Origin of the sequence: Psychrobacter piscatorii, assembly GCF_904846415.1 — a bacterium.
Classification (GTDB): Bacteria; Pseudomonadota; Gammaproteobacteria; order Pseudomonadales; family Moraxellaceae; genus Psychrobacter; species Psychrobacter piscatorii.
Genome location: NZ_CAJHAR010000016.1, coordinates 34,135 through 47,537 on the forward strand (window position 1 = coordinate 34,135; position 13,403 = coordinate 47,537).

The 13,403-nt window shown below is 38.2% G+C and carries 6 protein-coding genes; 3 read left to right on the plus strand and 3 right to left on the minus strand.

Annotation, left to right across the window (positions count from 1 at the left end):
* Positions 1–368 precede the first annotated feature (368 nt).
* On the minus strand, positions 369–6,104 hold the full coding sequence (locus JMX83_RS08700) for a UvrD-helicase domain-containing protein (protein WP_201600719.1): 5,736 nt from the start codon (positions 6,102–6,104) through the stop codon (positions 369–371).
* Between the two features lie 160 nt (positions 6,105–6,264).
* Here JMX83_RS08700 and JMX83_RS08705 point away from each other — a divergent pair, with 160 nt between their 5' ends.
* A complete protein-coding gene (locus tag JMX83_RS08705; protein WP_265089518.1) occupies positions 6,265–6,693 on the plus strand; it encodes an SAVED domain-containing protein in 429 nt (142 codons plus the stop codon).
* 92 nt (positions 6,694–6,785) lie between these two features.
* On the opposite strand, the gene JMX83_RS08710 is transcribed toward JMX83_RS08705, so the two are convergent.
* The gene (locus JMX83_RS08710) at positions 6,786–9,047 is read right to left on the minus strand and encodes an ankyrin repeat domain-containing protein (RefSeq protein WP_201600721.1); all 2,262 of its coding nucleotides are present in this window, start codon (positions 9,045–9,047) and stop codon (positions 6,786–6,788) included.
* Positions 9,044–9,364, minus strand: a complete 321-nt coding sequence (locus tag JMX83_RS08715) for a hypothetical protein (RefSeq protein WP_201600723.1) — start codon at positions 9,362–9,364, stop codon at positions 9,044–9,046. The genes JMX83_RS08710 and JMX83_RS08715 overlap by 4 nt, the downstream gene beginning before the upstream one ends.
* Positions 9,365–9,569: 205 nt before the next feature.
* On the opposite strand from JMX83_RS08715, the gene JMX83_RS08720 reads away from it, so the two are divergent.
* Both JMX83_RS08720 and JMX83_RS08725 read left to right on the plus strand, forming a co-directional pair.
* Entirely contained in the window at positions 9,570–11,900 is a 2,331-nt protein-coding gene (locus tag JMX83_RS08720; protein ID WP_227675795.1) for an AAA family ATPase, read from the plus strand.
* The gene (locus JMX83_RS08725; protein WP_201600725.1) at positions 11,897–13,174 is read left to right on the plus strand and encodes an McrC family protein; all 1,278 of its coding nucleotides are present in this window, start codon (positions 11,897–11,899) and stop codon (positions 13,172–13,174) included. Before JMX83_RS08720 ends, JMX83_RS08725 begins: the two co-directional genes overlap by 4 nt.
* The last annotated feature ends 229 nt before the right edge of the window (positions 13,175–13,403 follow it).

Genomic DNA, 13,403 nt, shown 5'->3' on the forward strand with positions numbered 1-13,403 from the left:
TTATAATTTATAAGTAAATCTGTATGAACAGGAGTATTAGGCTTTGCATTATCTTTAAGAGGAACTAAGGTTATGATACATGCTTAGACTTCAAACTTGCAATTAATACACTAATTTAGTTGACTAATCTAGTGATAATACTGTTAAAACTATAGTTTTTAAGATAGATAAGTGGGCAGATGAAATATTTAAATAGTCTTACGTTTACCCTAACATCAACCTAAAAGACTAAATATACTCTAATTTTATGTCTACGGATTTGACGAGAGGGTCAAAAACGTTAGAAAAGATATGATTGGACTATTATCGTTGGGCTGTATCAATGCTACCTCCTAGGTTAATTCCTATAGGGTTGCCAGTAGAAGTCATTACCTACACTGCACATTGAATTGAACATAAGGCACAATCAGATAATGACTACTCTCATTGCCATAATAACCAGCTCTTTCATACCAAGAGATATCCTGCTGATAAAACAGGGTAGTTGTAAAGCCAGCCATCAATAGATGTTGATTACCTTGCCCTTGAGAGGAATATTCTTTAGAAAAAGCTGTTGAAAACTGAGCAATTTGTTGACCTTTAGCCGAGTAAAAGCCATTGCTTTTCCTATCTTGTTTATAGCAAGCGACATCAAATAATTCTAGAATATCATCTCGTGTTTTCGTCCAGCTATCATGGCAAAACGTCTGTTCTACAAACTTGCGACCTGAGTCGTTGACCAGTGCGCGCGGCGTCAATACCAGCTCATCCAAACGCATAAATCGATGAAAAGTTAGCATTGAAGGTGGACTAACTGCAGGTAAATCAATTTGCTCAGCATGAGTAAGCAATATGTTAGCTAAGGTAGGGTGATACGTTTTATGATGGAGTAGTAAGCTCAACGTTTGCTTCGCTCGCGTCAGTGCTACATATAACGGTCTATCATGACTATGATCTGCCTGAGTGTTTGAAGATGAGTTTGAGAGTTGGTCATCAATGACATAAACATGATCAAACTCCATCCCTTTCGCACTATGATAAGTGATTAATATAACCTGTGTTTTATCATTGTATAAAATAGACTCTATCGCTTGTAATACCTGCTCATAAGTCACATTTTCCATATCTTGAGTGCAACTGATAATTGCCTCCCAAGCTTTATCTAAATGGTTTAAGCCTCGCTTGACCCGCCAGCATTCCAAAAATTCAGCAACATTACCCTCAATAAAGTCTAAACGTTTCGCGCTCAAATCTTTAAATAGCGCTTGTCCTATAAAGCTATTTATGGGAGTAACTTGCTCATTTTCATTATAGCGCTGACTACTAATATTTAGAGCTTCCAAGTAATGCTGTATGGCATCAAAATATGACCATTTAGGGGCTAGTACGGCTATGGTTTCTGGCGCTGCATTTTTTTGTTCATTACTTGCTAAGCGCTGCTCAATATCAGACGCGATCCATGCTGCCATGTCAACGCCTTTGGTCTGCTGGTAGTAGCCATAGCGAATAGGACTACTAGGATAGGGTTTAGTTGCCTTGATGCTATGCTCAGCCTGCTTTAGACGCTCACTACTTGGCAATGTAGTAGCTATAAATTCATTGGCAAGCTCGACTATATTATTAGCACTACGATAGTTATTGAGCAGATAGTATTTTTGCTCAGTATTAACATGGTAGTTGTCTGCAAACTGCTGGATATATTGAATGCTAGCGCCACGAAAGGCGTATAGGTTTTGGTCGTCGTCACCAACCACCATCAAATAGCCGCGCTGCTCAAAGTTATCATCAGTAGCATCACTATCAGCATCTATAGCAATATAGCTATCATTGGTGTCGCTATTATTGTCATCTTGTGTTTGTAGATCTGCTAATAGCCCAATCATTTGATATTGATATTCATCGATATCTTGAAACTCATCGACCATGATGTACTGAAAGTGTTGTGGCCGCTCTTGTAGTTGACTGATGGCCTGCTCAATCATCCACTGATAGCGAGCATTATCACGGCGCTTTTGTAAATTTTTCTCTTGGTTTAAATGCTCAATGCGCGTGGCAATTTCATCAAGCGCGGCATCGGGTGCGTCTTTTTCACTCAGTCCTGTGATTTGCCGTGCCAGCCCATGGAAGGTCTGAATGGTAACATTGATCGCATGATAACCAATCAAAGCCAATAAGCGCGATCTTAGTTCGGCTACTGCCAAACGGTTATAAGCCAGTATCAAAATCTTCTCAGGTTTGATTTCTTCTATCACTAATAGATAAGCGACTCTATGTACCACCACAGTGGTTTTTCCAGATCCTGGACCAGCCAGTACCATGGCCGCACGGCTTGTTTCTTTGATGATTTGTACTTGAGTGTCACTAAAATATTTAGGCAAAATCTCTTTTTCATAATCTTTGATATAAGGTTTATGCACATCGATGTCGTTGTTAATATAGGTTTCAATGACCTCAGATAGCGGCTTAGTAAAGTAGTCCTCAATTAACGCTTTTTGGACATCAGCCTCTGCCTGTAGCCAAAAGCTCAGCATATGAATACGAGCGCAGCGGTCCTGATAATGGCTTTGCAAATACTGATAGGCGTTTTCATGATACTTTGAAGTAGATTTTCGGTGTTTACCAATAAAGAAAATAGCATCTTGCGTATCGTCTAAGCGGCTAAGCTCAATCAGCTCTAAGCGCTGTAACTGCTCAAGTTGGGTCAAGATAGTATCAGGATCACGCTGTAGCTTCTGGGCTAAATTATCTAGATTAAATTCTTTACCATCACCATCTTTTTTATCAGGTAGGGCAGGTAGCAGATGATCTTCATATAAAGGTGTCAAATTTGCTACGAGCACTTTTGCATAGCGAACCCAGCTCTCCCAATTGTCTGGTAGATCCTCATCAATTTGCCATAACTTAGTCTGATTTGTGGAGGAAACAAATACTTGGGTCGTACCTTGATTGCGTGTTTTTAAGATACCTAATGCCCGAAACATAGGTAAAATATGACGTTTACTAGATAGATTATGACGCTGCTGAATCAGCCAGTTATCAAGTGCTTTGGTATTGAGCTGGGTAGCGCCTTGCATTTCTATCGCTTCAGTGCCACTTAGCGCTCCATAGCTGCTATTTAGACATTCCTCTAAAGCAGTAATAATACGGCTTAAGCGATTAAATTCACCTTTTAAATAGCGGTGTGTATATTTTAATCGTACACGCACCACAACTTGCCACTGAGCATGACCTTGATTGACCAACTCACGTAGCCCTTTTAATAGTGACTTAACAGAATAGCCAAGCGCCAGTGCCAATTCAGGTAAATGATAGCGAGTCAGGCCAGTATTGTTATCGTTGTTAGAGCCTTCGTCACTGCTATTCTTAGCACTAACTATGTTTGTTGTTGCCGTGTTTAAGATATCATCCGCAAGCTGCTGTAATTGAGCATAGAGCTTAGACATATTAGTATGTTGGCTGGCAGGCGGTTGGCTTGAGAGTTTGATACTGATCCAAGCCGGTTGCTGGTCTTTTTCAGTCAGCAATCCGTAACGCTCGAGCGCCAATAAAGCCACTCTTACTTGGGTATTAAGTTGTTCAGTCTCGTCATCTGGTGCAAGTATGGGCGCTAGTACACTGCTAGGGAACCATTGATCTTGCATGGGTTTACTGAGAGCTGGACGTATGGCTGTCCAACAGTCTCTTAAGGTATTTGTATTTGGTATACGTGACTCACGCTCTTGGAAAAACAAAGCTTCAATATCTCTTTGACCCCATAGCATATAGGCTGCGCCGATCTCGTAGGACTTACGTGCTGCACGGCCAATCTCTTGAATATACGACTCAAGATTATTCGGCGGCCCACTATGAATAACGGTATGGATGCCTTCTTTATCGATGCCCATGCCAAAAGCATTGGTACAGACCACCACGTCTAGTTCATCATTTTTGAATTTTTCAAGTACACTCTTTTTTTGCCCCTCATTTAATTTAGAATGATAGGCGGCGGACACTAAGCCTTTTTGGGCGAAATCGTCAGCATATTGATCACAGCCTTTACGGTTACGCAGATAAACTATAGCCACGCCTTTTTCAGGATGTTCTGGATATTGATTTTCGTACCAAGCTTTGCGCTCATTTATAATTTTATAGATATGCGCTTCACGCTCGTCCTTAGCTGCTTCTATAAAATGCGCAGTAATATCGTCACGCCAAATCTTAAGGCTTTCGATAGGGGTGCCATACTGTACCAAAGGTTTATTGTCAGTTAAGGCAGTAAGCTTATTTACCAGCTCACTTTCTAAATCATCTTTGACACGTGTGGAGGCTGTGGCGGTCACTAAGCTTATGGTGGGTGGTAAGAATTCCGGCGCGTTACTGCTAATATTTGTTCTAGATGCGTTAGTATTGTCCTGATCAGATATCACTTCTAACATATCAAGCTGAAGTTTACCCTCTTTAATGTCGCTTTGGCGCTCAAGCTGCTTTGTAAAGTGTTCTCGAAGCTCGTCGCTATAACATGCCATCATGTGATCGGCGATACGCAAAAAGTCTGGGCGAAAATCAGTGCCCCATTGGCTAAGCGTATGCGCCTCATCTAATACCCAAAATGCTGGTGGGCGATTTTTTAGTAGTTGACGAATACTATGTGTACGTAGCCGCTCTGGACTCATATAAATAATATCGATATCGCCTTGCCAAATACCGTCTAAGATGTCTTTTTGGGTTTCTATGGACTGCCCTGAAGTCAGATAAGCAATACGATTGGCGTAGTCTGGCAAATCAGTATGCAAGTTGACAACTTGGTCTTCGATTAATGCCTTTAAAGGCGATATCACTACGGTCAGCTGACGTTGGTACCTACTTAATATCAGTGCAGGTAGCTGGAAGGTCAAGCTTTTACCGCCACCTGTTGGTAATATACCAAGAGGAATGTCTTTATTCATCAGCACTGCTTTGACAATAGACATCTGTCCTTCGCGCAAATGCTCAAATCCAAAAAAGTGATGACACTGTTGATTAATCCAATCTTCACTCGGCTCATGCAAATGCCAAAAAGTATTTTCAGCTTGGCTAAAACTACGTCTGTGGAAAGGATGTTTGATAAGCCATACTGGACGGCGCGCTTGAGGCTTATCAAAATATCTTAGCCAGTTAATAAAGGTGGCTAAACCAAGATGTCGCCATAGTGTTGAGTGCGCTTTAACATCATTACTTACATGAGCATTGCCCATACAACTCTTTAATAGGGTGATAAGATCAGTTCGATTTCCTGCTGGCAAGTCATCAAAGATGGTTTCTATATCAAAGATATTGTCTTTATCTATGGCAAAGTAGCTTTTATTATGATTTTTACCATAGCTTTGATGACTGAGCGTATGTAAATATGAAAGTTGTGGTAATAGTTTGTGTAAGAGTATTTGTATATTGGCAGGTAGAATTTGCCACGCTTGTGTGCAAAGCTCAAAAACACAGCGACTCTCTAAGCAGTCAAGGACTGGGTTGTTATAATCGACATTGGCTTTGTAGAGCTTAGCTAAGGCATGACTAGGCTGGTGTGGAATAAATAAGCAGCTCAGTATCAAGGTATCCCAAGCTTTTGCTTGCCAGCCACGCAGTTTGTCAGAATCGTTAGGCTGGCTTGTTAATAATGTATGTTTATAGCTAGTGGTCGATAATGCATCGTTTAATAGCGAATATAGGTGAGGTAAATCAAACTCAAGTAAATGGTGGCCACCTAAAAAATCAGCCTTATTTAATATTTCATAAATGACATCTGACTGCTGTCGAAATTGCTGAGCATTAAAGTGCCAATAGTAGTCGTTGATTAAGAAAGCGCCATCTATTAATGTATCGTTTTCGGGGTTAATTTCCAAATCAAGCCAGAGCGTTTGTTGTGGGTTCAACTTTGAGAGTAGTTCAGAGGCACTCTGAACGGCTGTTAATTTCTCTATATACTTCGTTGCATTGAGACGTAGAAATTTCGGTAAGCTGTTTAGCTTTGATTTTTGGGTATCGGCTGTAGATGGAAGTGCACTATTTATAGGATCAGAGATATTGCTATGACTGTTTTGAGGACTTATCTGCCCAGATGTTTTGGAAGGTGAAAAAGTAGTAGGCTGGATAAAATCGGGTAGGTCTGACATACTTTCAGCTTCTAAATAGTAGGTAAATAAACGAACTATAGTATACAGTTTTCTTTGTCTTAGCCAGAGTCATAGTGGGCGAGCACTTGCAAGTATTATCATATTCTTAATCAACCCCAATATTAATAACAGCATCTAGGTAAAAATCAAAGCACTTATTATAGATGAGCCGAAGATTGACCCAGAGCAATCAGAGATTATCATTAGCGTCAAACTAACTGCTCCTGCTGCAATGATTGATGCAACAATTGAGCATATTAATCAACAAGCCCAAGACAAGCTTGCAGTAATCAATATATATCCTTCTGAAAGTTATGGATACGGTAATGGTGCCATAGCACATCCACTTGAGAGTGAAAAATTAGCTAATGAACTTAAAAAAATATTCACGGATTTAAAGGAAGTTCACTGCATAGAAAAAGTGCACTTATTAGTCTGTGCTTCCAATGCAGCGTGTGTATATATTGGCCAAGCTGTAGATAGATTTCAACCTGAGTTTATAGTCTACGATTATGCAACTAAGATGATGGAGCCTAAGCTCAGAATATATAACGACGGGAATACTACGGTTATTGAATGTGCGCCATAAATTGGTATGCGTATATTTGATCTAATATAACCTGAAAGCAATAATACTTTCCTATAGCTATCAGGTTATATTAAAAGGTTACACTAATGAAGTTAATTTACTTTATCACTACTCTCTAAAGTAAAATGTCTATCTATAACCTCCAATACATCGTCAGCTTTAAAATACTTACAAACTCTCTCATATCCAACTGCTTGACCATCTCTACGATCTCTATATGCCGTATTAATAATGTCATATTTTGAGTACACAGTAGCGTTGTCCAGCATATAAGAAACCAGTTCAGCTTCATTAATCTCACAAGCTAGTAAGAATGGAGTATACCCGTCGATGCCATGCCAGTCATATCTAGCGCTAGGATTTGCACCTCGATCAATTAGTAGCTTTGCTATTTTTAGCATTTCGCTCAAATTGAATAACTCGTAGTTTGCTTGAATTTTCTCTTGGAAAAATTTAGATACATCTTTAAGAATAGCCATTGCATCCGAACTTTCCCTGCTTTGGGCAAGATAGCGTTTCACTTGCTGTCTATTAACACCAAAATTACCTTGTGTATCTCTGATGAAGGTAGAAAATTCAAAGTCGCTCATTCTTTCTATTACTACTTTTGGGTCTTTAGCCATCTTAGCTATCATGTTAAACTGATTAAGTGGTAGTTTTGAGTTCTTAATTGTTCCAATTAGAGATATACACATGGTTAGGGCGTCTAGATGGCTGCCACCACCTTTTTGATTGACATCTGCCCCTAAGTTTACAATATGTTCAACGATCTCAAGTCGTCCTGTTTGCACTGCACTTAATAATGGTAAAAGATGCTTTTTGGAGGTCATTGCATTAATCGTTTTTGGTGTATAGCTCAAATCTTTAAGTGCTTGATAAAAGCTATCGTCTGGTTCATGAAGCTCAGTTAAATTCATATATTGCAAAGCAATTAATAAAGCTGATTCATTGTTATCAGAGAGAATATTGATGTCAGCACCAGCTTGCAAGAGTTTATGAACAGCATCTAGGTCTTCAAGCAACGTATTCCAGATGAGCTGTGTCGTTACTTGCTTCTTCTTATTCTTATCTCTATGGAGCTTGCTATTGTCATTTAGCTTTACTTTCTTATTGGGTTTTTTAAGATCAAGCTCTAGCTCTTTTGCACCTAAATATACAGGTAGAACCGATGAATACACAGTATATTTTTCGGGTAGTTCAACTTTAAAGTCATTGAATACTCTTTGAGCATTACTTCGCCACATATTGATCTCCCAGTCTTCAACTAGGTTTTCCTTCTTCCGTTTGGCATCCTCAGTCACTATTGTAGGTAGAGTGTAGCCATATAGATTTTGGACACTTTTTAGCTTTGATATTAAGTTCATATCAGGTGTCTCTTGCCAGCTGGCGATAACTAAACCAACCTCAATAACCTTTTTACACATATGACCAGACCGGTATAAGCTTAAATCAAATGCTTTAACGAAGGTTTCTTTAGATTGCTTTAAATTACCATCTGCAAACTCTCTCAAAATCGTGACTAAATACATTGAGATTATACTAGACATTTGAGGTACTGGTTTTTCAGTTTGATTTGAATAAGCGGCATATTGCGAATTTCTATCCAGTAGGTCGCAAATTTTATACTTAAAGTAGTCAATGAAATCTTCTAATAACTCAGGTTTATTGACATATTGCATTAATGCGTTAGATCCATACGTTATCTTAAAGTAGTCAATCGCTCTGGCCGCTATTAGGAATAAATGTATGTTTTTGGAAGTATCTTTATTATAAGAATTACAAAGGTTATAAAGACTATAGAAACTAGGTAGGCTTTCACCACGACGCCACGAGGTTATTTTATCTTTTTCAGTTTTAGCCAGTTTTCTATAGAATTCCTGCCAGCCTTCGACTTTTTTCTCTATAATATTTAAAGCAATGTCTATACCTGACGACTCAGCTACTATTAGCTCCAGATAATCTGATTTTTGAAACGGCTTTGTTCTCTTACCCAACAAATGAATGGCTTTCATCATAGACGGGCAGAAGAATACCTCAATAATCCAAGCTCCTGTATCATCTCTAGTCCATTCTCCTAAGCTATAGTTTGCAACAACTTGCAAGTAGTTATCGAACACTTGAGCTACTAAAGCTTTTATTTCATTTTCAATTGACTTTTTAAGTTTGAGTTTCGCAATTGGTTTATAAATATGTTCCTCGATAAGTGCATCAAGCTCACTTCTACTTAAATATAAATCTTTACATTTAATGTCCAATGAGGCGTTATCATTTTTACTGTCAATCGCTCTAGCAATCGCTCTTACTATCTCCGCAGGTAGAAAGTAAGGAGTCGAAGGGTAATATTCATTAGTCATTCGAAATATCCTCTTTGTATATTTTTAATGTCATTTAAGAAATTTTGATAAGCTCGATAATCACTTGGAGAGTTCGAAAAAGTCATGCTTTTTTTATTAGGCGCTACCAATTGGCAATGTTTACGACGGCGCTGAAACTCCCATCCTTGCTTAATTAAATTTCGAACTCGTTTGTTAAAATCCTTATTACTTGAATATCTCATATTATTCCAAGTAGATGTAGGAAAACCTACACCTACCTTCCTCGTATTGATATGATTAATTTTATTTGGGTTTAGCATTTCCGCGATTTGATCCTGACGAATTGCTTGAACCATTTTTAGTTGGCCAGTTTCCGCCGTTGCCTTGGTTCGAAGTTGGCTTTGCTTTATTAGAATTACTCATGGTGACGCTCCTATTGTGTGTATGCCCTTAGTGGCTTAACAATATTGACAAATAGTAGCTTCAATCTCCACTGGGTTAGTGCCGTAAAAATTTTTATTTTTAAATCGTAGACAAATCTTTAATACGGATAAGTACTTTATGAATACAAGAGACAGCAGTGAACAATACACGTGGATTCCTGCATTTGAAGCCATTGCTGATTGGATAGTTGACTACGAGAATAACCAGAAAAGGTTATTAGATATACTTAGAAGAAACCAAATTGGTATTTCAAGAAAGTTTACGAACGAGAGCGGAGCCCAAGCAGTAAATATGATGGATCCCTTTACGTTTTTTTTGTTAATCACAAGAAGTCAATCGAAATATAATCTGTTAGTTGATCTTTTTCATATAATGCGTTCAGACGCTATTACTCCTGCAGATTTTGATGGTATTCCAGATTTTAGAGATAGTAAAAAGTACGTTTTCCCAGAAAATCCTCAACTTCGTACAGCTGAGATAGGAAATATTTTATGGAAGCTATTTCATCAAGCTAGAGTGTCAAATATACAACATGAAACCTTTAGACAAGCTTTATCTATACCTGATACAGGATTTGTTTTAATCACACTTTGCTTATACCTTGTTTGTCCTGGTAATTATCTTCCTATAGATAGTTACATGAGAAGATGGTTGATAGAGCATAATATCAAAGAGCCTAAATTTAATTGGGCAGACTATAAACGTACGCTAGATGAAGTGAAAGAAATTTCTGATAAATCTTTTTGGCAAATTTATGATGAAGCATCTAAAGGAAACTTTGATAATGGGATCGATAGCATGATAGATAGTGATGACTTTGATGAAAGCGCGATAGTGAGTCCAAGCTTGAACCGTGTACTATACGGTCCTCCAGGGACAGGGAAGACCTACCATACTACAGAACTTGCTGTAAAGTGCGTTGTTCCCTATTGGTATTATGAGTTGAATAATGAATATCTAGATGAGCTAGAGAGAAGAGAGCTTATAAAAGCCAAGTACGATGAATTAATAGATAAAGGTCGTATTGCTTTTACAACCTTTCATCAAAGCTTTGCTTATGAAGACTTCGTTGAAGGTATTAGACCTATATTTGTAGAAGGAATCGATGGAAGTTCAAATATTAGCTACGAAGTGGTTGATGGTATTTTCAAGCAATTATGTACTAATGCTAGAACAACAGAGCAGACAGGCTCTACGCAAACAGTCAATATTGAGGGTAAAAGTATATGGAAGCTCTCTTTAGGAAATACTAATATCTCCGATGAAAATGAGATATTTAATGAATGTATTGATAACAACTATGTCCTTTTGGGCTGGGGTGATGACATTGACTTTTCGAACTGCAATAATCGTAGAGAAGTAGTTCTAAAGATAGAGCAGTCACATAACATCTCCTTAGCTGAAGATCCTAATAATTATAAAGCTACAGCTGTTAATACTTTCAAAAATGTAGTTAGTATTGGCGATCTAGTAATCATATCTGATGGCAACCATAAGTTCCGTGCTATTGCCGAGATTACAGGCGACTATGAATTTTTAGATACAAAAGGACGTTATGGATTTCAGCAATTAAGAAAAGTTAAATGGCTGCGTATTTATAGCCCGAGTCTACCAAAAGAACGTTTATTTGATAAATCATTGTCTCAAATGACTATTTACCAGTTACGTAATACAACTATTAATCGAGAAAAATTAAAACAATTGCTCACTCCAGAACCTACTAGCAATTCTAGAGAGTTACCGCATTTACTGATTATTGATGAAATTAACCGCGGAAACATATCTCGTATCTTTGGTGAGTTAATTACCTTACTTGAGCCTGATAAGCGTAAAGGCGGTACAGATGCGCGTGAAGTTATACTGCCTTATTCAAAACTACCGTTCTCAGTACCCTCAAATCTCTACATACTAGGCACTATGAATACCGCTGATAAATCTCTTGCACAGCTAGATTTAGCATTACGCCGCCGTTTTGATTTTATTGAGCTATTACCTAAGCCTGCACTTTTAGACGAGATAGAAGTTCATGGCATTGCTGTATCTGAAATATTAACAGTAATAAACCAGCGTATTGAAGTGCTGTTAGATCGCGAACACACTATAGGTCACTCCTACTTCTGGTCGTTAAAAGACTTGGATTCAGACGAAGAACAGGAAATTGAATTAGGTAATGTTTTTAAGAGACGGATTATCCCGTTACTGCAAGAATACTTCTTTTCAGATTGGGAGCGTATTGGCTGGGTATTGAATGATCCTAGCAAACAGACCTCAGAACAGTTTATTCAAACTGGGAATATATCTCCAGCAATTAGCGAATTGTTTGATAGTAGTATCAACGGTTTAAATGATCGTCGCTATCATATCAATGAGACTGCTTTTAACAACCCCGAATCCTATAAGAAGATATTAATCCAGCCTAAGTCTAAATCTTCGGATGGCCAAGCATGATTCAAGTCAGAGAGTATGCTCAGCTGACTACCGATCAGACAGCATCATCTAGCTTAGATTTAGCTATTATCAAGCAAGAAACTTTTGATTGGTTAGTGAAATTAAGTGAAAAAGAGAGCTATGGACGGTTTATTACTTATAAGCGTCCACAATACTTGCAGCTGCAGTCTTATGTAGGTTATTTAGAAAGTCCGTGCGGCGAAGGTATTGAGATACTACCAAAGACAGGATTAGGTTTACAGGAGCCAGATAAGAGCAGAGAGGTCTTATGCAAAATGCTAAGCTCCGTATTAAACCTATCCTATAAAGAGGCTCAATCTGCCAGTCTCAATCGAATGAACTTACCTATTCATGAGTGGATATACTACCAGTTTTTATATTTGCTAAAGGAGCTGGTAGCGTCTGGGCTCAGATTTGACTATCAAAGAATTGAAGAAGAAAGTAGCTTTATTCGTGGCCAGCTTGATATTACAGTTCAACAAAGGCAAACGGTTGGCCGAGCTCATCTTTTTCATATTCGTCATGATGTCTATCATCCAAATCGACTTGAGAACCAACTAATCAAAACAGCATTGGATTACGTACAGCAGCATTGTAGGAGTTCTGAGAACTGGCGACTGGCTAATGAGCTCTCACACATCTTAGACCCTATAACGAGTCTTAGAGAGCCTCTAAACTCAATGCATAAGTGGTCAGACATCAAAATATTGCAATCCTACCGAGCGATAAAGCCATGGTGCCAACTAATACTTGAAAAGCTTAATCCAAACTTTCAAAAGGGAGAGCACCGCGGTATTGCATTGTTATTCCCAATGGAAATTTTGTTCGAGAAGTATGTAGCAAGCTGCCTACGACGAGATATCAAAGCATCCTGGCAACTAACAACACAAGCTTCTGATAAGCATATGGTGAATGACCAAGAAAATTTAAAATCGCGCTTTCAATTAAGGCCTGATCTAGTAATCAGTAAAGAAACGGAAAATTACCATGTACTCGATACCAAATGGAAGTTAATAAGCTTCAATGACAGTGATAACAATTTCAATATCAGTCAGTCGGATATTTATCAGTTATTTGCTTATGGTCATAAATATTTGAACGGGTATGGGGACATGATGCTTATTTATCCTAAGCATCATCAGTTCGAAACACCTTTGGAATGCTTTTATTTAGCAGAAGAGTTGAGACTATGGGCCATACCATTTTGTATTGAAACTGATAAAGTAATCACGGGTAAATGGATAGAAAGGTTCCCGTCTTTATCTCAAGTTTGAAATTGTAGTTCATACTGATTTCCTTCATAAATCTGCTTAAGTCGTTTTTAGCATCTTTTCCCACGCTGCTAAAAGAATAATAAATGATGACTGACTTCGAACCACCAACATGCTGTGTGCAAGGTATAAGCTCTACCAACTGAGCTAATTAAATATTACTATAAGCGCTGTTATGTATAAGAAGAATAGTTTAGGACAGACATCTCCAAAAACTATTGTTTGATAAGGT